Annotated in this window: 17 protein-coding genes; 15 read left to right on the plus strand and 2 right to left on the minus strand. The window is 61.7% G+C overall.

Going from position 1 to position 20265, the window contains the following annotated elements:
* Window positions 1–38 precede the first annotated feature (38 nt).
* From YUU_RS51295 to phaC, 7 genes are all read left to right on the plus strand, one after another.
* Window positions 39–995, plus strand: a complete 957-nt coding sequence (locus tag YUU_RS51295) for an N-acetylmuramic acid 6-phosphate etherase (RefSeq protein WP_156944425.1) — start codon at window positions 39–41, stop codon at window positions 993–995.
* A 1-nt stretch (window position 996) separates the two neighbouring features.
* Entirely contained in the window at window positions 997–2259 is a 1263-nt protein-coding gene (locus YUU_RS0120900) for an ABC transporter substrate-binding protein (RefSeq protein WP_051389821.1), read from the plus strand.
* Between the two features lie 176 nt (window positions 2260–2435).
* Window positions 2436–3353 carry a carbohydrate ABC transporter permease gene (locus tag YUU_RS0120905; protein WP_027524152.1) on the plus strand — a complete coding sequence of 306 codons (918 nt, stop codon included), beginning with the start codon at window positions 2436–2438 and terminating at the stop codon, window positions 3351–3353.
* A 9-nt stretch (window positions 3354–3362) separates the two neighbouring features.
* Window positions 3363–4196, plus strand: coding sequence for a carbohydrate ABC transporter permease (locus YUU_RS0120910; RefSeq protein WP_027524153.1), 834 nt, complete (start codon window positions 3363–3365; stop codon window positions 4194–4196).
* Window positions 4197–4205: 9 nt separating this feature from the next.
* Window positions 4206–5297 (plus strand): ABC transporter ATP-binding protein, encoded by a 1092-nt coding sequence (locus YUU_RS0120915; RefSeq protein ID WP_027524154.1) that lies wholly within the window; start codon window positions 4206–4208, stop codon window positions 5295–5297.
* A gap of 3 nt (window positions 5298–5300) precedes the next feature.
* On the plus strand, window positions 5301–5882 hold the full coding sequence (locus YUU_RS0120920; protein ID WP_027524155.1) for a histidine phosphatase family protein: 582 nt from the start codon (window positions 5301–5303) through the stop codon (window positions 5880–5882).
* 257 nt (window positions 5883–6139) lie between these two features.
* A complete protein-coding gene (gene phaC / locus YUU_RS0120925) occupies window positions 6140–7855 on the plus strand; it encodes a class I poly(R)-hydroxyalkanoic acid synthase (RefSeq protein ID WP_027524156.1) in 1716 nt (571 codons plus the stop codon).
* 99 nt (window positions 7856–7954) lie between these two features.
* Here phaC and YUU_RS0120930 read toward each other — a convergent pair whose 3' ends face one another.
* The gene (locus YUU_RS0120930; RefSeq protein ID WP_371260495.1) at window positions 7955–8254 is read right to left on the minus strand and encodes a DUF2249 domain-containing protein; all 300 of its coding nucleotides are present in this window, start codon (window positions 8252–8254) and stop codon (window positions 7955–7957) included.
* A gap of 41 nt (window positions 8255–8295) precedes the next feature.
* The gene (locus YUU_RS0120935; RefSeq protein WP_027524158.1) at window positions 8296–9177 is read right to left on the minus strand and encodes a hypothetical protein; all 882 of its coding nucleotides are present in this window, start codon (window positions 9175–9177) and stop codon (window positions 8296–8298) included.
* A gap of 175 nt (window positions 9178–9352) precedes the next feature.
* Here YUU_RS0120935 and YUU_RS0120940 point away from each other — a divergent pair, with 175 nt between their 5' ends.
* The 8 genes from YUU_RS0120940 (at window position 9353) to YUU_RS0120975 (ending at window position 20238) form a co-directional block, all read left to right on the plus strand.
* Window positions 9353–11617 carry a NosR/NirI family protein gene (locus YUU_RS0120940; RefSeq protein WP_051389823.1) on the plus strand — a complete coding sequence of 755 codons (2265 nt, stop codon included), beginning with the start codon at window positions 9353–9355 and terminating at the stop codon, window positions 11615–11617.
* A gap of 16 nt (window positions 11618–11633) precedes the next feature.
* Window positions 11634–13583: a TAT-dependent nitrous-oxide reductase gene (gene nosZ, locus YUU_RS0120945; RefSeq protein WP_027524160.1), complete on the plus strand. Its 1950-nt coding sequence runs from the start codon at window positions 11634–11636 to the stop codon at window positions 13581–13583.
* Window positions 13584–13597: 14 nt separating this feature from the next.
* Window positions 13598–14956 (plus strand): nitrous oxide reductase family maturation protein NosD, encoded by a 1359-nt coding sequence (locus tag YUU_RS0120950; RefSeq protein ID WP_027524161.1) that lies wholly within the window; start codon window positions 13598–13600, stop codon window positions 14954–14956.
* Window positions 14953–15864: an ABC transporter ATP-binding protein gene (locus tag YUU_RS0120955; protein ID WP_027524162.1), complete on the plus strand. Its 912-nt coding sequence runs from the start codon at window positions 14953–14955 to the stop codon at window positions 15862–15864. Before YUU_RS0120950 ends, YUU_RS0120955 begins: the two co-directional genes overlap by 4 nt.
* Window positions 15861–16688, plus strand: a complete 828-nt coding sequence (locus YUU_RS0120960; RefSeq protein ID WP_027524163.1) for an ABC transporter permease subunit — start codon at window positions 15861–15863, stop codon at window positions 16686–16688. The genes YUU_RS0120955 and YUU_RS0120960 overlap by 4 nt, the downstream gene beginning before the upstream one ends.
* Complete coding sequence (locus YUU_RS0120965) at window positions 16685–17236, plus strand: nitrous oxide reductase accessory protein NosL (protein WP_027524164.1); 552 nt, start codon at window positions 16685–16687, stop codon at window positions 17234–17236. The genes YUU_RS0120960 and YUU_RS0120965 overlap by 4 nt, the downstream gene beginning before the upstream one ends.
* Window positions 17237–17247: 11 nt before the next feature.
* Window positions 17248–18246 (plus strand): FAD:protein FMN transferase, encoded by a 999-nt coding sequence (locus tag YUU_RS0120970; RefSeq protein WP_027524165.1) that lies wholly within the window; start codon window positions 17248–17250, stop codon window positions 18244–18246.
* Between the two features lie 360 nt (window positions 18247–18606).
* Window positions 18607–20238: a 3-(methylthio)propionyl-CoA ligase gene (locus tag YUU_RS0120975; protein WP_027524166.1), complete on the plus strand. Its 1632-nt coding sequence runs from the start codon at window positions 18607–18609 to the stop codon at window positions 20236–20238.
* The last annotated feature ends 27 nt before the right edge of the window (window positions 20239–20265 follow it).

Genomic DNA, 20265 nt, shown 5'->3' on the forward strand with positions numbered 1-20265 from the left:
TGTCATATGGCTAAAACAAATACAAGAGGTATCTACCAGTGGTATTCACGATGCCGGTACTGCCGAACTTGGAGACGGACGGGGAGAGTTGGCGCGGCACGGACGGTGTCGTGATGATCGATGAGGCGATGTTTGCGGAGGCGATGCTCGCATCGTATCGCCGAGCGATTGCTTCAGTCGCGGCTGCCTCCGCCGACATTCGGGCCGCTGCGCTTCGCCTTGCTGCGATCTGGCGAGCAGGCGGGCGTCTGGTCTATGCGGGTGCAGGCTCCTCCGGTCTTGCGGCGGCCGAAGATGCAGCCGAGCTTCCTGGCACGTTCGGCCTCGATGAGAGCCGCATCGCAATTGTCCTGCCCGGCGGGACCGCCGAGCCGTTCCGCATCGATGGGGCCGCGGAGGACGATGCCGCAGCCGGCGAGCGGGCTATGACCGGGCTCGGTGACCTCTCTCGTGATGCCGTGATCGTCGTATCGGCGAGCGGCTCGACGCCGTTCACGGTCGCGGCCGCCGCAGAGGCGCGCCGTCGCGGCGCTTTCGTGATTGGCATTGCGCATCGTCAAGGTTCGCCCTTGCTCGTCGGTGCCGACGCGTCGATCCTGCTCGAGAGCGGGGAGGAGGCGCTGCGCGGCTCGACCCGGCTCGCGGCCGGAGCTGCGCAAAAGGCCGCGCTCGGCATGCTCTCATCATTGATGGGATTCGAGCTCGGTCACATCCATCAGGGCTTGATGGTCAATCTGAAGGCCGACAATGCGAAGTTGCGCGAGCGGGCGCGCGGGATCGTCGCAACAATCGCCGGCGTCAGCGATGCCAAAGCGGAAGCGGCGCTGCGCGAGGCCGGCGGTGAGGTCAAGCCGGCAATCCTGATTGCCTGCGGTATCGTCAGCATGAGCGAAGCGGTCACGTGGCTGGCTGCTGCGGAAGGCCGGATAGACGACGCGTTGCGCCGCGCAAGCGTGAACGGGATCACGGGCGAAGGCCCGAACAAGGGAGCGTAGCATGAGACGGACATTCAAGGCTGCAATGGGAGCTGAGGTTGCCGCGTTGGCGTTGCTTGCGGGGCTTGCGTCGGCCCAGGCAGGCTCGTTGAAGATCGAGAGCTGGCGCAATGACGACGCCGACATCTGGAATTCGAAGATCATTCCCGCCTTCAACAAGCATTATCCCGACATCAAGGTCGAATTCGCCCCCTCGGCGCCCAAGGAATACAACGCCGCCCTCAACGCGCGGCTCGATGGTGGTACTGCCGGCGACCTCATTACGTGCCGTCCGTTCGATGCCTCGCTCGCGCTTTATCAGAAGCATCAGCTCGACGCGGTGGACGGCCTCAAGGGCATGGACAATTTCTCTGATGTCGCAAAGGCCGCATGGCAAACCGACGACGGCAAAACCACCTTCTGCGTCCCGATCGCTTCCGTCATCGCCGGGTTCATCTACAACAAGGAAGCTTTCGCCAAGGTCGGCGTGTCCGAGCCGAAGACGCTCGAGGAATTCCACGCCGTACTTGAGAAATTCAAGAAGGACGGGACCTACGTCCCGTTGGTGATGGGCACGGCTGACCAGTGGGAGGCCGCGACCATGGGCTTCCAGAACATCGGCCCCGACTATTGGAAAGGCGAGACCGGTCGCGCCAATCTGATTGCCGGCAAAGAGAAGCTCACCGACCCGCAATACGTCGCAGCGTTCAAGGAAATCGCCAGCTGGGCGCCGTATCTCGGATCGGGTTTCCAGGCGCAGACCTACGCAGACAGTCAGAACCTGTTCTCGCTCGGCAAGGGCGCGATCTATGCGGCTGGCTCGTGGGATATCTCGACGTTCCGCGGCCAGGCGAAATTTGCCATGGGTGCGTTCCCGCCGCCGCAGCCGGCTGGCACGACGGATTGCTATATCTCCGATCACACCGACATCGCGATGGGCGTCAACGCTGCGTCGAAGAACAAGGAAGATGCCAAGAAGTTCCTGGAATGGCTGACGACGCCGGAATTCGCGACGATCTACGCCAACTCCCTTCCCGGCTTCTTCTCCCTCGCCAAGACGCCAGTGAAGGTCGAGGACGACGTCGCGGCGACGATGGTCGGATGGCGCCAGAACTGCAAGTCGACGATCCGCAACTCGTACCAGATCCTGTCGCGCGGTACGCCGAATCTCGAAAACGAGCTTTGGAACGTGTCGGCGCAGGTCGTCAACGGCAAGCTGACGCCTGATGCCGCCGGCAAGCAACTGCAGGACGGCCTCGACAAGTGGTACAAGCCCGCTAAATGACGCCAGTCCCTCTCCCCGCTCTCGCGGGGAGAGGGACCCTTCCTTGTTTTATTCGATAGTTGCTGCACACTCCGCTAACCATGGCGCGAGCCTCAAGCGCGGAGAGGGACGATAACGCACGTTAGGTTTGATCTCTTTCCGTCATGCCCGAATCGGTCTCGAACATCACCGCCCAGATGCCTCGCGCAAAACTCGCGGGCCTTCTGCTGTTCTTTCTCGGACCGGCGGTCGCGATCTACACCCTGTTCTCGATCTATCCGCTCGTCGCGACGATGGCGCTCTCGACCTACACGAGCGATCCATCGGGAGCGCGGTATTTCGTCGGGCTCGCCAACTTCGAAACGCTGCTCGGCGACGCGCTGTGGTCGAAGCCGTTCTGGAATGCCTTCGGCAACAATCTGATCTTCTTTGCCGTGCACATGTGCGTGCAGAATCCGATCGGTATTGCGCTCGCAGGATTGCTGAGCCTGCCGGGCTTGAGGCTCAAGGGCTTTTACCGCACCGTCATGTTTCTGCCGACGATGCTGTCGGTTGTCATCGTCGGATTCTCCTGGAACCTGATCCTTTCCCCGCTCTGGGGCGTTGCTTCCGGCGCCTTGAAGGCCGTTGGGTTGGGCTCACTGTTCGCTCCCTGGCTGGGTCTCGAATCGAGCGCGCTCGTAACCCTGTCCCTCATTTCCGTTTGGCAATTCGTCGGCATCCCGATGATGCTGATCTATGCCGCGCTGCTCAACATCCCCGAAGAACTCATCGACGCGGCGCGCGTCGACGGGCTCGGGCATTTCCGCATCTTCTTCCACATCAAGCTTCCGCTCGTCCTGCCGACGATTAGCCTGGTCTCGGTCCTGACCTTCGTCGCCAACTTCAACGCTTTCGATCTGATCTATTCGGTCAAGGGCGCGCTTGCGGGGCCGAATTTCGCGACCGACATTCTCGGCACGTTTTTCTACCGCACCTTCTTCGGCAATCAGCTCCAACTCGGAAATCCGACGATGGGCTCTGCGGTCGCGACCGTGATGTTCTTCATCATCCTCCTCGGCCTCTGTCTCTATCTCTTCCTCGTGCAGCGGCGCGTCCGCCGTTACGCTTTCTGAGGGGCGGGCATGACGGCGGAGCAGCGCGCGAAAAGCCTCAGTGTCCATCTCGTCCTGATCGCCTACAGCGTGCTGGCGGTAGGTCCGATCCTGCTCGTCGTGATGAATTCGTTCAAGGTGCGCAGCGCCATCTTCGGCAGCCCGCTCGCGCTGCCGGATGCCACAACCTTCAGCCTCGTCGGCTATGAGAAGGTTTTTCGCTCCTCCCATATCCTGACCTACTATTCGAATTCGCTGATCGTGACCCTCGTCAGCATGGCGCTCGTGCTGCTGTTTGGCGCGATGGCGGCCTGGGCGCTGACCGAATACCGCTTTCGTGGTTCGACGGCGCTCGCACTGTTTCTGTCGATCGGCATCATGGTGCCGATCCGGCTTGGCTCCGTCGCGATCCTCAACATGATGCGCTCGGCTGGCCTCAACGACACGCTGACGGCCCTGGTTCTCGTCTACGTCGCGCAAGGCCTGCCGATGTCGATCTTCATATTGAGCGAGTTCATCCAGCAGATCCCCAAGGACCTGCGCGATGCCGCGCGCTGCGACGGTGTTCCGGAAACCCGCATCTTCTTCGAGGTGGTCGCGCCGTTGCTGCGCCCGGCGATCGCGACCGTCGCTGTCTTCACCATCGTGCCGATCTGGAACGATCTCTGGTTTCCATTGATCCTGACGTCGAGCGATTCGACGCATACGGTCACGCTCGGCGTGCAGCAGTTTCTTGGCCAGTACATCACCGACTGGAATTCGGTGCTCGCCGCGCTGTCGATGGCGATCCTGCCGGTCGTCTTGATCTACGTGATCCTCTCGCGCCAACTCATCGCAGGCCTCACCTCCGGCGCAGTCAAATAGGTTGTCAGAATGGCCAATCTGCGCATCGAGCACCTCAACAAGCGTTATGGCGCGACGACCGTGCTCAACGACGTCAACCTGGACATCGAGGACGGCGAATTCGTCGTTCTCGTCGGGCCGTCAGGGTGCGGCAAGTCGACGCTTCTGCGGATGATTGCCGGGCTCGACGGTGCGTCGGGTGGCGACATTCAAATCGCCGGCAAGCTTGTCAACACGCTCGCGCCCGCCGAGCGCGGCATCGCGATGGTGTTCCAGTCCTACGCGCTCTATCCGCATATGAACGTGCGCAAGAACATGACGTTCGGGTTGAAATTCACGGGGGTGCCGCCGGCCGAGCGCGACCGGCGCGTCGCGGAGGCTGCCCGCATGCTGCGGCTCGACGAATTGCTCGAGCGCTATCCGCGCGATCTCTCCGGCGGTCAGCGTCAGCGCGTTGCGATTGGTCGTGCGATCGTGCGCGAGCCTGCCGTTTTCCTGTTTGACGAGCCGCTCTCCAATCTCGATGCGGCCTTGCGCGTCTCGACACGCGTCGAGATCGCGAATCTGCATCGAATGCTGAAGTCGACGATCGTCTATGTCACGCACGACCAGGTCGAGGCGATGACACTGGCCGACCGGATCGTCGTGATGAACAAGGGCTGCATTGAGCAGGTCGGCAGGCCGCTCGATCTCTACTACGCGCCGGCCAATCTGTTCGTTGCCGGCTTCATCGGCTCGCCTGCGATGAATTTTTTCGAAGCGAAGGTTGGCAGCGTCGAGGGCGGATGCGCACGCATCTCGGGACCCGGCTTTCGCAGCTTCGACCTGCCGGCGACATCATTGAAGGTCGGCGACTCGCTGACGGTCGGTGTCCGTCCGGAGCATCTCGGCCGAGGGGAGGACGGTCCCTTCGCCGTGGAAGGCGTCGTCGAACTGGTCGAACGGCTCGGCGAAGCTTCCTTTGCCTATGTGCGCCGTGCCGACGACAGGCTGTTCGTTGCCGAGGTGCGTGGCAGGCAGACCCCGACACCCGGCGAGCGGGCTACGCTCATCGCCGCAGCTCGGGACGTGCACGTTTTCGATGCCGCGGGCCTGCGGGTCACGACGCAGAATGATGCCTAGCTCATGACGAGCCTCGTACGCTATCTCACCCATCCCCAGGTGGACATTGATCCGGCGATCCCGGTCCCGTCCTGGAGCCTGAGTGAGATCGGGAGGGCTCGCACCCACGCAGTCGCGGGCACGCGGCAGCTCTCGCGCACCACGCAGATCATCTCCAGTGGCGAGCGGAAGGCGATCGAGACGGCCGAGATCATCGCCGCGAAGCTGAGCCTCGAGGTAGAGGTGCGGGAAGCGATGCATGAGAATGATCGATCCGCAACCGGATTCCTGATGCCTGACGAATTTCAGGGGGTGGCCGATCAGTTTTTTGCGCAGCCCCAAATCAGCGTTCGGGGCTGGGAGCGCGCGGTTGATGCCCAGTTGCGCATCGTACGCGAGGTCGAACACGTCTTGGCTCGGGAAAAACCGGGCGATGTGCTCTTTGTCGGGCACGGTGGTGTCGGTACTCTGCTGTATTGCCATTATTCGGGCTTTGCGATTGACCGAACGCATGACCAGCCGGGCGGCGGCGGCGGTTACTATTTCGCGTTCAGCAAAGAGGACCGCCGTGTGCAACATTCTTGGCGTCGCCTCGAAGACCTCTGATCTTGCCGTGGGGCGGATCTCGATCGCAAGTGGCCGTTTTTGGAGGCCCCGAAGCGCCCCTTGTACGACAATATCAAGCGTCTCCCGGTGAACTTGGACGGGATCACGGCAGGTTCGATTATCCACGCGGGATCGTGACGATTGGACAGCGGTGTGGCATCCTTTGACGTCACGCGGTGACCGGGAAGGCTGCCAGACAGAAGCGGCCCGGAGCAGGAAACGAACAACGCACTATATTTCGTTCGAGTGAGGGTGACATGAACCGGCCGTTCAACATGCCTGACGAGTTCGTTGATGCCTTCGTGAAGGCGGGCGCGAGCTTCTGGCGGTCTCTTGCGTCCACGTCGGCCACCGGCGGCCATACGGAGGCCGGTTCGGTGATGGATTCGACGGGACGTCTTGTCGAACTCCAGGCGGACCATCTGAGGCGCCTCTATGCGCTCGCGGAACATGCGCTCAAGACGAGCGCGGGCGCGCAGGCTGAACCAGCGGTCGAGCCTGCGCGCGGGGACCGGAGGTTCAATGGTACGGAATGGCGCGACAATTCACACTATAGCCTGCTGAAGCAATGCTATCTGCTGAACGCGCGCTATTGCGTCGACTTCGTGGAAGCTCTCGATCTGGAGGAGAAGGAGAAGCATCGCCTGCGCTTCTTCACGCGCCAGCTCGTCGAGGCAATGAGCCCGACCAATTTTGTCGCCACCAATCCCGACGCCATCAAGATCGCGACAGAAACGGAAGGTCAGAGCCTGAAGGCCGGCCTGGACAATCTGGTGGCCGATCTCGGCAAGGGAAACCTCACGATCACGGACGAAGGCGCATTCGAAGTCGGAAAGGACGTCGCGACATCCAGGGGCGCGGTCGTGTTCGAGAATGAGCTCTTTCAGCTGATCCAGTATGAACCGACAACCCAGCAGGTGGCTGCCCGGCCGTTGCTGATCGTCCCGCCCTGCATCAACAAGTTCTATATCCTCGATCTTCAGCCGGCGAACTCGTTCGTTCGCTTTGCGATCGAGCGCGGCCAGACCGTCTTCATGGTCTCCTGGCGCAATCCCGATGCGTCATGCGGGCATCTTGGGTGGGACGACTATATCGAGCACGGCGCAATACGCGCGATCGAAGTCGCCCGATCGATTTCGGGCGTCGACAAGATCAACGTTGTCGGCTGGTGCGTCGGGGGCACTATCCTGTCCTCAGCGCTCGCGCTCCTGCGCAGCCGAGGCGACGAATCGGTCGCGAGCGTGACGTTGCTGACGACGATGCTCGACTTTCGTGAGCCCGGCGACCTTGGCGTATTCGTGGACGAGCAGAGTGTGTGTCTGCGCGAGCAGACGATCGGGAGGGGCGGTATCTATCGGGGCGCCGAGCTCGGGTTCGTGTTCCAGACGCTGCGTTCGAAGGAGCTCATCTGGCCGAATGTGGTCAATCACTATCTCAAGGGAAAGCCGCCCGAACGCTTCGATCTCCTGTTCTGGAATGCGGACGTCACCAATCTGCCCGGCCCGATGTACTGCTGGTACATCAGGAACATGTACCTGGAGAACAACCTCCGGGAGCCGAACAGGCTGACGATGTGCGACACGCCCATCGATCTGGGCCGGGTCGATCTGCCTGCCTACGTCCTCGCGACGATGGAAGATCACATCGTGCCATGGCGATCCGCATATCGAACCACAGGCCTGTTCAGCGGCGACATTCGTTTTGTCCTTGGCGCGAGCGGGCATATTGCCGGGGTGATCAATCCCGCATCGAAGAACAAGCGAAGCTATTGGGTGTCAGCCAGTCGGGATGAAGATCCAGCAGCGTGGCTCGCCGGTGCGGAGGAGAAGCCCGGCAGCTGGTGGAATGACTGGATCGCCTGGCTGGAGCCATGGACGGAAGACAAGCTGGCAGCGCGCACGCAACTCGGCAGCAACCTCTATCCTCCGGGTGAAGCTGCGCCGGGACGGTACGTGAAAGAGAAAGCACGCTGACGGAACAATCACTTGGAAGGCAGCTTCCGGCGCAAAGCGGACGTGAAACGTGCCGCGCGTCCACGCGCTTGGCTTCGTATCAATCCAAGCTGTAGTGACTCATTCAGCCTGGGCAGCACGGCCGACGCAGACACGCCAGACATCCGGGCCTTTCTCGACATAATCCCACGTGAAGGCGCCTGGGTACCTGACATCGAACAGGTAGTGCAACGGCCGCGGGTCGTGGTCACTCACGACACAGAAGTACTCTCCTAAGTCCAATTGATCAAACGTATCGAAGATCAACGGATGGCGCGTCGGCCGGGGGATCGCGCGGACATCAATCGTCATTTCTTCAGACCGGTAATCGACGATGTTCTGTTGTTCCATAAATCCAGCATCGGACGGGATTGCGATCATGTCTTTGTCGGAGCGCAAACGTCGATGACGTTGGCGATCCATCATCCAGTGTGAGATGCGATGGTCCGAAGGTCTGCCAGCCGAGCGATGGACCGGGCCGCGAGCTGCTGAGCCAGTTCCAGCCGGGACTGGTCGACGGCTTTGTCGGCCTCATCCAGATAGATCGAAGACAATTGCTCCGCGCGTCGAAGCGCGCGACGCTTGACCTCGTCGAGTGCTTCAGGGTGCGGCAGCGTGTCGTTTGTCTCGGGGACCGGACCTTGTGAACCGTCTCCGATGAGGGACAGGAGGTGCCGTCGTTGCGCCGCGGGCGCTTCCTGCGACCATCGGAAGATGTCTTTGAAAAGAAGGCTTTCAAGTAGCGCTGCCGAGGACAGCTCGGTGGCTGCGGGCGCGTCTCCCGCATGGGCCTCACTTCGCTCGGCCCGCCAGGCCAATCGGCGTTCACGGCGTAGAAGATTACCATCGTGCAGCGCCTCGCGGGCCATTCTCTCAGCGGCCGCACGTACGATTGCGAGTTCAGCGCGTGCGGCAACATAAGTCCAAAATATGAAAGCGCGTTCGCGGTGCCGGACGGCGAGAGCCCATGCGCCATAGGCGGTCGAGAGAAGGGAATTTTTGAGATCGGACAGCTCTTCCGTGGGAACCAGGTCCATCGGCATCCAGCGGAGATCGGCCTGAGCCGGCGCGCGTCCGATAGCCGCGATGCAGGCTGCTTCGATTGCTTCAGCGCGCTGCCGCTCCCGCTCGCTCAATGCTTCAAACACGCAGCGGACGGGCTCGAAGGTCTCGTCGCCGGCTGCCGCAAGCTTGCCATATCGCAGCGCGGCCCGTTGGGCCTGCGTGGATGCAATCGCATAGAGTTCGCCGACGTTGCGGACGGGAGCGGTCGGCTCTGCTGCCAACAGGGGTTCGCTGCGCATCTTGGGTTCCAATCAGTTTGCGGAGCTTGGCCTGATCCGCATCGCATTAGTTTGAGATAGCGCAAAGGCAAGCCTGGTCGCGCTGTTACAAGGAGCGGGATTCAGAACAACGGCGTTCTGCTAACTGAAAGCGGCGCCCTTGCGAAAACTCTTCGGCATCCGTCTGTACCTGGGGTTGGTTCTGGCCATTCTCGGCTGGGTGGGCTCCGGCTGTCCGATCTATGCGGCTGGCAGATTGAGCGAGTATCTGCCGAAGGCGGAGCCGGGCGAACTGGTTCCGGGTGCAAACAGGTTCGGATCGCTGCAAGGCGATCCGGCGATTGCACCTGCATATAAGGATGACCAGCTTCTCGGGTTCGTCTATCTGAATTCGGACTTCGCCAACGCAACCGGCTACTCCGGCAAGCCGATTCAGCTTTTGATCGGAATCAGTACGAAGGGCGTACTCACCGGCCTCAGGCTGGTCGAACATAAGGAGCCCATCGTTCTGGTGGGTATTCCGGAAAAACGCATCCTTGAAGCCGTCAACAAGCTGATTGGTACTGACATGGACCCCGTTGTGCGCGGAGTGGCACCCGCGCCGCAGGTCGATATTGTCAGTGGCGCGACGGTCACCGTTCTGGTGATGGGAGACAGCATCGTCAGGTCCGCGACCAAGCTCATCAAGAGCGGTCGTCTCGGTGCCCAGGGCAATTCGCCGACCGGAGCCGCGCCTCAAGCTACCAAAGAGATTGATCCCGGCAAGAGCGCGATCCGCGATTGGCAAAGCCTGGTCGGTGACGGCTCCGTTCGCCGCCTGACCATCTCCCTTGCCGAAGTCAATCAGGCATTCGAGAAATCAGGCAACGCGGCTGCAGCGGCCCGCCCGGAAGAGGGGGAGCCCGGCGACACCTTCATCGATCTGTATGCGGCCGACGTCGCGGTGCCGACCATCGGCCGCAGCTTGCTCGGCAACGACGGATACGATCGCCTGACTGCGCGGCTCAAGCCTGGCCAGCAGGCTATCGTCGTTGCAGGTTCGGGCCGCTATTCCTTCAAGGGAGCAGCTTACGTCCGCGGCGGGATCTTCGATCGGATCGAGTTGATCCAGGAGACCAACAGCATCCGCTTTCGCGATCGCGACCACACCCGGTTGGGGAGCCTCGAAGCCGAAGGCGCACCCGACTTTCCTGAGATTGCCCTGTTCGTCGTACCGGCCGAGTTCAATTTCGAGCCGACCGAACCGTGGACGCTGCAACTGCTCGTGCAGCGCGTCGTGGGCGCGCGCGAAAAGGCATGGGTGACCTTCGAGCTGGAATATAGGCTGCCTGATGTCTACGTGAAGCGCGAGCCGGTGGCGCAACTGCCGGCCGCTGCGCCGGCAAAAACGCCCGACAAAACGGCTTCATCGATGGCAGAACGGCGCGATGCTGCGCCACCGCTCGCAGGCGAGGACGAGCCACTGTGGCTGAAGATCTGGCGGGGCAACATCGTCAAGATCGGCACCACGGTCCTCGCGCTTGGCGCGCTCACCTTGATCTTCTTTTTTCAGAACCAACTGGTGCGCCGCCCGCAGGTCTACACCTGGGTGCGGCGCGCCTACCTCGCGTTCATCCTGGTGTGGCTCGGCTGGTACGCGAACGCCCAGTTGTCGGTCGTCAACGTGCTGACGTTCGCCAATTCACTATTGACCGGGTTCAGCTGGGAATACTTCCTCTCCGCGCCGCTGATCTTCCTGCTGTGGTGCTCGATCGCCGCCGGGCTTCTGTTCTGGGGACGCGGTCCGTTCTGTGGCTGGCTCTGTCCGTTCGGCGCGTTGCAGGAACTGCTCAACAACGTAGCGCAGGCGGTGAAGATTCCGCAATATCGATTGCCATGGGGTCTTCATGAGCGGCTGTGGCCGCTCAAATATATCATCTTCCTCGGTCTGTTCGGGATGTCGTTGTACTCGACGGCATTTGCCGAGCAACTTGCGGAAGTCGAACCCTTCAAGACGGCGATCATTCTGAAGTTCGCGCGCGAATGGCCGTTCGTCATCTACGCGCTAACACTGCTATCGGCGGGATTGTTCGTCGAGCGCTTTTTCTGCCGCTACATGTGTCCACTTGGTGCGGCGCTAGCGATTCCAGGCCGCATCCGCATGTTCGAATGGCTGCGCCGCTGGCCTGAATGCGGCTCGCCCTGTCAGCGCTGCGCCATCGAATGCCCCGTGCAGGCAATTCATCCCGAAGGGCACATCAATGTCAATGAATGCATCTACTGCATGCATTGCCAGGAGCTCTACTTCGACGACCACCGCTGCCCGCACATGATCCAGGTGCGGCTGAAGCGCGAGAAACGTGAAGCGATGTCGTCTCCGTCAATGCGCAGCGGCGGCAAAGGCCCGAGCACGATCATCACCGCGGGCGGCAAGCCGGTTGCGTTGCCGCGCGCGGAAGCCGTCACCCCGCCACCAACTTGAAAACCAGGAGGCTAGCATGAGTGAGAACGAAACTGGAAAATCCGTCAGTCGACGCACTTTGTTGGGGACCTCGGCTGCGGCCGCCGGCGTAGGTATCGCGGGCGGCGTCGGCCTGTCGAGTGACGGCCGCGGCCTCGTTGCACCTGCCGACGCGCAGACCAATGCGGCACCAAAGGCGCCGGCGGCGCGTCCGGCGGTGCAGAAGACCGAGGTGGCGCCGGGCGAACTCGACGAATACTACGTGTTCTTCTCCAGCGGCCAATCCGGCGAAATGCGCATTGTCGGCCTGCCCTCGATGCGCGAGCTGATGCGCGTTCCCGTCTTCAACCGCTGCAGCGCCACGGGATGGGGACAGACCAATGAAAGCCTGAAGGTGTTGACCGAAGGGATGCAGCCGGCCACGCGCGAATTACTCAAGAACCGCGGCGGCACGTTCATGAACGGCGACTTGCATCACCCGCACATCACGTTCACCGACGGCACCTATGACGGCCGATATGCGTTCATGAACGACAAGGCCAATAGCCGGGTCGCGCGCGTGCGCCTCGACGTCATGAAGTGCGACAAGATCATCGAGTTGCCCAACCAGCATACGGTCCACGGTCTGCGACTGCAAAAATATCCCCGCACCGGATACGTGTTCTGCAACGGCGAGGATGGCGTGCCGCTTCCGAATGATGGCAAGGTGCTCGACAAGCCGAAGGAATATCACTCGATCTTCACGGCGCTGGACAGCGATACCATGAAGGTCGCGTGGCAGGTGATCGTCGACGGCAATCTCGACAACGTCGATGCCGACTACCAGGGCAAATACGCGGTCTCGACCTGCTACAATTCGGAAGAGGGCGTCACCCTGGCCGAGATGACGGCCAACGAGCAGGATTGGGTCGTGATCTTCAACCTCAAGCGCATCGAGGACGGCGTAAAGAAGGGCGACTTCAAGGAGATGAACGGCGTGCCGGTACTCGACGGCCGCAAGGGCTCGCCGTACACGCGCTATGTCCCGGTCTCGAACAATCCGCATGGCTTGAATACCGCGCCGGACGGCATTCATATCGTCGCGGCCGGAAAGCTGTCGCCGACCGTCACGGTGATGGATGTCCGGCTGTTCGACCAGTTGTTCGACGACAAGATCAAGCCGCGCGACGTGGTCGTGGCCGAACCCGAACTCGGCCTCGGGCCGCTGCATACGGCCTATGACGGCAGGGGCAACGCCTACACGACGCTGTTCCTCGACAGCCAGGTCTGCAAGTGGAACATCGAGCTCGCAAAGCGCGCCTTCAAGGGTGAAAAAGTCGATCCCATCATCCAGAAGCTCGACGTTCACTATCAACCCGGTCACAACCACTCTTCGATGGGCCAGACCAAGGAGGCCGATGGAAAGTGGCTGATTTCACTGAACAAGTTCTCCAAGGACCGCTTCCTCAATGTCGGTCCGTTGAAGCCGGAGAACGATCAGCTGATCGACATATCGGGCGACAAGATGGTTCTCGTCCACGACGGTCCGAGCTTCGCCGAGCCGCACGATGCAACGATCGTCCATCGTTCCAAGATCAACCCGATCTCGATCTGGGACAGGGCCGACCCGATGTTCGCGGACGCAGTGAAGCAGGCGAAGGCCGACGGGATCAATCTCGAAGCCGATTCCAAGATCATCCGCGACGGCAACACGGTCCGCGTCTACATGACGTCGACCGCACCGGCATTCGGCCTCGAGCAATTCCAGGTCAAGCAGGGCGACCAGGTGACGGTCTACATCACCAACATCGACGCCGTAGAAGACCTGACCCACGGATTCTGCATCGTGAACTACGGCATCCAGATGGAGATTGCACCGATGGCGACGGCCTCGGTGTCGTTCACGGCGGATAAGCCCGGCGTCTACTGGTACTACTGCTCGTGGTTCTGTCATGCCATGCATATGGAGATGAAGGGCCGCATGCTGGTCGAGCCCAAGGTGGTCTGAAGCGAGGATTGCACTTGGCTCTCTTGCAGCGACTCATTCCGGCGGCGGTCCTCGCCGCCGGGGTCCTTGGTCCCGCCGCCGCAGCGGAGCTGAAGGCTGTCGCCGACCAGCCGCTTCAGGCGGTGCTCGACCGTGCGCAGGAAGGCGACGTCGTCACGCTGGCACCCGGCGTTTACAAGGGGGGCATCAGGATTGACCGTCGCCTCGTTTTGACCGGGGGACCCGGTGCCGTGCTCAGTGGCGGCAGGTCCGGCAATGTCGTTACCGTGGTAGCGCCAGAGGTCACGATCCGCGGCATCACGATCAGGGAATCCGGCCGCGATCTCCAGGCCATGAATTCAGGGATCTTTCTCGAGAAGACCGCCGAGCGTGCAGTGATCGAGGGCAACCGCCTGGAAGGAAATCTGTTCGGCATCTACGTTCATGGTGCAGCGGGCTCCCGCGTCGAACGCAACGTTATCGAAGGATTGCGCGAGGGACGCCGCAGCGAGAGCGGAAACGGCGTGTCGCTCTGGAACGCGCCCGACGTCACCATTGCGGAAAATGCCTTCCGATATGGCCGAGACGGCATCTTCACGATCAGCAGCCGCAAGGACCGCTTCATCAACAACCGTTTCGAACAGGTGCGCTTCGCAGTCCACTACATGTACACCAACGACAGCGAGGTCAGCGGCAACCGTTCCGTGCGCAATACTGTCGGCTATGCCATCATGTATTCGAACCGTCTGCTGATCCGCAACAACATCTCCGATCGCGACCGGGACTACGGGATACTGTTCAATTACGCCAATTACGCCGAGATCGACGGCAACCGGGTCGTTGGCGGACCGTTCGACGAGGTCGCGGTCAGCCGCCAAGGGGCGGACGACGAGAAGGAGATGGTGCCCGACATACGGCCAACGCGGGACGTCCGCAGCGGGCCGGAAAAATGCGTGTTCATCTACAACACCAACCACAACAAGTTTCGCAACAACTGGTTCGAACGTTGCGGTATCGGCGTTCACTTCACCGCCGGCTCGGAAGGCAACGAAATTTCCGGCAACGCATTCGTCGGCAACCGCAACCAGGTAAAATATGTCGGCACCCGCGATCTCGACTGGTCGAAAGGTGGCCGCGGCAATTACTGGAGCGACAACCCGGCGTTCGACCTGAACGGTGACGGCATTGCCGACACCGCTTATCGGCCCAACGATCTGGTCGACCGCGTGCTGTGGACGGCGCCGTCCGCCAAGGTCTTGATCAACAGTCCGGCGGTACAGGTCTTGCGCTGGGCGCAGGCGCAGTTTCCGGCGCTCTATCCTGGCGGCGTCGTCGACAGCCATCCGCTGGTCGCGCCGCCGCCGAAGCCCTCGCCCGACTGGAGTCCCAGATGACCGCGACCGTGTCCGTCACCGGTGTCGACAAGAACTATCGCGCCGTGCGCGCGCTGCGCGACGTCTCGTTCTCTCTTGTGCCCGGCCGGCTGAGCGCACTGGTCGGCCACAACGGCGCCGGCAAGACCACGCTTATCAAATTGATGCTGGGGTTGATCCACGCAAACCGCGGCGAAATTCGCGTGATGGGGCAGGACCCGGCGGCGGGCGAATTCTCGGCACGCCGACTGCTCGGCTATCTGCCCGAGAATGTCGCATTCAACGCGGCGCTTACGGGGCGCGAGACGCTGACGTTCTATGCGCGCCTGAAGCGGATCAAGCCGGTTTCGGCATGGGCGCTGCTCGACCGCGTCGGATTGAGCGATGCTGCCGATCGCCGCGTCGGGACCTATTCCAAGGGCATGCGGCAGCGATTGGGTCTGGCCCAGGCGTTGCTCGGGCAACCACGCGTGCTGTTGCTGGACGAGCCGACCACGGGGCTCGATCCGGCGCTGCGGCAGACATTTTACGAGATTCTGAACGAATTGCGTGACGGGGGCGCCACCGTCCTGATCTCGTCCCACGCGCTAAACGAACTCGAAGATCGCGCGGAGCACGTCCTGATCATGAATCGGGGCCGGCTGGTCGCAGAAGGTACGTTGGCGGAGTTGCGCTCGCTCTCGCAGTTGCCGATCCGGGTCTCGCTCGATCTGGTGGCTGGCGCCGATGACGCGATTGCCGCCCCGATCGCGAACGAAACCTTTTCGGCAGCAGGCCGCAGGACCATTCTGGTGGCTGACGAGAAAGGCAAAATGGATCTGTTGCGCGCGGCTGCGAGCGATCCCCGTGTCAAGAATATCGAAATTGCGGCGCCGACCCTCGACGATCTCTACGCACATTTCCTCAACACGCAGGAGAAGGTCGCGTGAGGACAGTCGCAATCATCGCCTTCAAGGAGATCCAGGAAGGCCTGCGGAACCGTTGGGTGTTGGCGACGACGCTACTGCTGGCCGCTCTTGCCTTGTCACTGACATTCCTCGGCAGCGCTCCCACGGGCAATGTGGGTGCCGGCGCCCTCGATGTGGTGGTTGTCAGCCTGTCCAGTCTGACGATCTTTCTGTTGCCGCTGATCGCACTTCTGATCTCGCACGATGCGGTGGTCGGTGAAATGGAGCGGGGCACGATGATCCTGCTGCTAAGCTACCCGGTAGGTCGCAGCCAGGTCATCTTCGGCAAATTCTGCGGTCATGTCCTGATCCTCGCCTTCGCGACGATTCTCGGTTATGGCGCGGCCGCCGCTGCGCTCGCGATCACCGGCGCCTCTGTACTGGCGGCGAGCTGGTACGCTTTCGCTTCCATGCTTGGGACGTCGATCATGCTTGGGGCTGTATTCGTGGCGGTCGGATTCCTGATCAGCAGTCTGGTCCGCGATCGCGGCACCGCGGCAGGCCTGTCGGTTGGAATCTGGCTTTTGATGGTGTTGGTGTTCGATATGGCGTTGCTTGGGATCTTGGTGATCGACCAGGGACAGATCATCTCGGCAACGGTCCTCGAATGGCTCCTGTTTCTCAATCCCACTGATCTTTACCGTCTGGCGAATCTCACCGGCTTCAACGTGAGCCAGTTTTCCGGCATGGCCGGGCTGTCGGGAACGGCGACCACAGGCATTGCTGCGCTATTGCTCGGGCTGTTGGTCTGGATCGTGGCGCCGCTCGGGCTTGCGGCGACCTTCTTCGCACGGAGGGAACTATGACCCCAAGATCCGTCGGTGCGATCATCATCGCGGCGTTGCTTCTCATGGGTTGCAATCCGGACACGGGCAACACCAACATGCCGCCGCCGTTTCCGCTGACCCGCGATGCGATGGGCGTCTTTTGCGGCATGAACTTGACGGAGCATCCCGGACCCAAAGGGCAGATCATCACGGCGAGCCGGATCGATCCATTTTGGTTCACCTCTGTCCGGGATACCGTGGCATTCACATTGATGCCGGATCAGCCGCGGGACATCCGGGCGATCTACGTCTCGGACATGGCCCGCGCCACGAGTTGGGAGGATCCCGGCGCCACCAACTGGATCGACGCACGGAAGGCGTTTTTCGTGATCGAAAGCCGGAAGCAGGGCGGCATGGGTTCGGCGGAAGCGGTGCCGTTCAGCAATCGGACTGCGGCCGACGGGTTCGCGGCCGATAATGGCGGGCGAGTGGTGACACTTGCGGAAATTCCAGGCGCCTATGTGCTGGGTGGTGATACGGCAAGCGGGGCTGCCGAACACGATCGTAGCGATGTCAGGCTCAACTGAGGAGCTCGATGATGCGCAATCCAACTCTCTCGCGGCGACGGATGATTGCAATCACCGCGACGGCGCTCGGTTCAGCTCTCGCGGGCGGCTCACATATCGCTCGGGCGCAAGAGGCTGTGCGCTGGCATGGTTCGGCGCTCGGCGCGCAGGTCTCGATGGAGATATATCATCCCGACCGCGCCGAGGCCGAGCGATTGATCGGCAGTTGTCTTCTCGACGTGCGCAGGCTGGAGCAGCAATTCAGCTTGTACCGCCTGGACTCCGCGATCTGCACGCTCAACCGCACGGGCATTCTCGTGGCGCCGGACCCGGACATGGTGGCTCTGCTGGAGGCCTCGCTCGCCTTTGCCGACCTGACCGGCGGGGCATTCGATCCGACCGTTCAGCCATTGTGGCGACTCTATGCCGACCATTTCTCAGCGGAGCGTCCCGATCCGAATGGCCCGCCGCAGGAGAAGCTCGCTGAAGTTCTGACCAGGGTCGGTTGCCGCGGACTGCTGGTGAGGCCAGATCGCATTGCTCTGACACATCGTGGCGCAGCGGTTACTCTGAACGGCATTGCGCAGGGGTTCGCGACCGACAAGGTCGTCGACAAGCTGCGAAAGGCGGGCTTCTCGACGACGCTGGTCAACATGGGAGAGATACGCGCAATCGGGGCGCGACCCGAGGGCGCGCCGTGGCGTGTCGGTCTTGCGGATCCGGACAGGCCAGGCGCGCTCACTGAGACGATCGATCTCGTCGACCGCGCCGTCGCGACAACGGCCGGCGCTGGATTCCGTTTCGACGCCGCCGGTCGCTTTACGCACCTCTTCGATCCAAAAACGGGCTGCAGTCCATCCCTCTATCAAACGGTCAGCGTGGTCGCGCCGAGCGCAACCGAAGCAGACGCTCTCTCGACCGCGTTTAGCCTGATGGCCATTCCTCGAATTCTGGATATCGTCGCCAGCCGTCCGAACGTCCAGGCGCGTCTGATCGATGCGGACGGTCGTCTGACCGTATGTGGCGCGTGAGATATCGTTTCAGGTAGCGGTCGGAGCCCTTTTGACGCATCCGCGCTGTACTGGCACATCGGTGAAATGACGATACGGGCTATCGAGATGGAGTCGGAGCCCTCCGATCCGTCAACGGCCAAATAGCGCGCTCATCCTGGCGTTCCCTGCTTCCCACGATGTAGCCCGCGCCATGATGGCGCAGGGATCACTCTGAGCGAAGACGATGCGATCGTCGCCCCGCGCATTTTCAAGGATGTGAAATTCGCCTTTGCGCGGATCGTTTCGTTTGACAGTGCGCACCTCCACCAAGAAATGTCCGGGAGAGGACGGCAAGATCAAACAAAGGCCGCCCGCAGCTGGGGTTACGGAGGAAGCTCGGTGCTCGGATTGATGCAGGACCGGTCGTTACTGATCTCGAGTCTGATCGAGCATGCGGCGCGTTTCCATCCCAGGGCGGAGATCGTCAGCAAGACCTGCGAGGGGACGATCCATCGCAGCAATTATGCTGCCTTGCGGTCGCGCGCGGCAAAGCTCGCAAAGGCGCTGATCAAACTGGGCGTCGGGCCGGGCGATCGCGTCGCGACGCTCGCCTGGAACACTCATCGTCACATGGAGCTCTATTTCGCTGTATCCGGCATCGGCGCGGTGCTGCACACCGTCAATCCGCGCCTGTTTCCCGAGCAGATCGACTACATCATCAACCACGCCGAAAATCGGGTGCTGCTGTTCGACATCACCTTCGCCGATCTCGTTCAGAAGCTGCGGCCCAATCTTGCCACCGTCGAGCATCTGGTGGCGATGACGGACAGCGCACACCTCCCGGCCCAGCTTCCCGGCTGTCTCTGCTATGAGACGCTCGTCGAGGCGGAAGACGACATCCTGACCTGGCCGGTGTTTGACGAGCGAACGGCGTCGTCGCTCTGCTATACATCCGGCACGACCGGCAACCCCAAGGGGGTGCTTTACAGTCACCGCTCGACCATCCTGCATTCGTTTGTCGCCTGCGCGAATGATGGTCTCAAGTTGTCGAGCGGTGACAGCGTTCTTCTCGTTGTCCCGCTGTTTCACGTGAATGCATGGGGGATTCCCTACGCCGCAGCGATGTGTGGGGCCAAGGTCGTGCTGCCCGGTCCTGCCCTGGACGGCAAGAGCATCTTCGAACTGGCGGCACAGGAAAGCTGTAACTTCTCGCTCGGCGTGCCGACCGTTTGGCTCGGCCTCTTCAAGTACATCGAGGAAAATCCTGCGCTCGATCTCTCGGCGATCAAGCTCGACCGCGTTGTCGTCGGGGGATCTGCTGCGCCACGCAGCATCATCGAGAAATTCCGCAGTGTCTTCGGCGCCTTCGTCATCCATGCGTGGGGCATGAGCGAAACAAGCCCGCTCGGCTCGATCGGGAATCTACTGCCGGTCCATCGCGATCTGCCGGCTGCCGACCAGGTGTCTGTTCAGTGCAAGCAGGGACGCGCGATCTATGGCGTCGAGCCTAGGATTGTGGGCGAAGACGGAACACCGCTGCCGCATGACGGAGCAAGCGCCGGAAACCTGATGGCGCGCGGGCCCTGGGTCGCGTCAGGCTATTTCAAGGGAGAGGGCGGGGCGGTGCTGGATGCGGAGGGCTGGTTTGCGACGGGCGACGTCGCCACCATCGACACCGACGGTTACATCCAGATCACGGATCGCTCTAAAGATGTGATCAAATCCGGCGGCGAGTGGATTTCTTCGATCGACCTCGAGAATGTCGCGGTCGCCCATCCGGCTGTGCAGGAAGCGGCGGTCATCGGATTGCCGCATCCGAAGTGGCAGGAGCGGCCGCTTCTGGTCGTGGTCCGCAAACCTGACACCGATCCTGCACGCGAGGATATCCTGGACTACATGTCAGGCCGGGTCGCGAAATGGTGGTTGCCCGACGATGTCGTCTTCGTGAACGAGTTGCCGCACACCGCGACCGGAAAGCTGCAGAAGACCAGGCTGCGCGAACTATTCAAAGACCATGCATTGCCGACCTGACGTCGCCGCTGGCGTCACCGAAAAGCA

Origin of the sequence: Bradyrhizobium sp. Ec3.3, assembly GCF_000472925.1 — a bacterium.
Classification (GTDB): Bacteria; Pseudomonadota; Alphaproteobacteria; order Rhizobiales; family Xanthobacteraceae; genus Bradyrhizobium.

Coding starts and splice junctions, on each gene's coding strand:
- YUU_RS0120900 (WP_051389821.1), top strand. CDS start 997: ATGAGACGGACATTCAAGGCTGCAATGGGAGCTGAGGTTGCCGCGTTG.
- YUU_RS0120905 (WP_027524152.1), top strand. CDS start 2,436: ATGCCTCGCGCAAAACTCGCGGGCCTTCTGCTGTTCTTTCTCGGACCG.
- YUU_RS0120910 (WP_027524153.1), top strand. CDS start 3,363: ATGACGGCGGAGCAGCGCGCGAAAAGCCTCAGTGTCCATCTCGTCCTG.
- YUU_RS0120915 (WP_027524154.1), top strand. CDS start 4,206: ATGGCCAATCTGCGCATCGAGCACCTCAACAAGCGTTATGGCGCGACG.
- YUU_RS0120920 (WP_027524155.1), top strand. CDS start 5,301: ATGACGAGCCTCGTACGCTATCTCACCCATCCCCAGGTGGACATTGAT.
- phaC (WP_027524156.1), top strand. CDS start 6,140: ATGAACCGGCCGTTCAACATGCCTGACGAGTTCGTTGATGCCTTCGTG.
- YUU_RS0120930 (WP_371260495.1), bottom strand. CDS start 8,254: ATGATCGCAATCCCGTCCGATGCTGGATTTATGGAACAACAGAACATC.
- YUU_RS0120935 (WP_027524158.1), bottom strand. CDS start 9,177: ATGCGCAGCGAACCCCTGTTGGCAGCAGAGCCGACCGCTCCCGTCCGC.
- nosZ (WP_027524160.1), top strand. CDS start 11,634: ATGAGTGAGAACGAAACTGGAAAATCCGTCAGTCGACGCACTTTGTTG.
- YUU_RS0120955 (WP_027524162.1), top strand. CDS start 14,953: ATGACCGCGACCGTGTCCGTCACCGGTGTCGACAAGAACTATCGCGCC.
- YUU_RS0120965 (WP_027524164.1), top strand. CDS start 16,685: ATGACCCCAAGATCCGTCGGTGCGATCATCATCGCGGCGTTGCTTCTC.
- YUU_RS0120970 (WP_027524165.1), top strand. CDS start 17,248: ATGCGCAATCCAACTCTCTCGCGGCGACGGATGATTGCAATCACCGCG.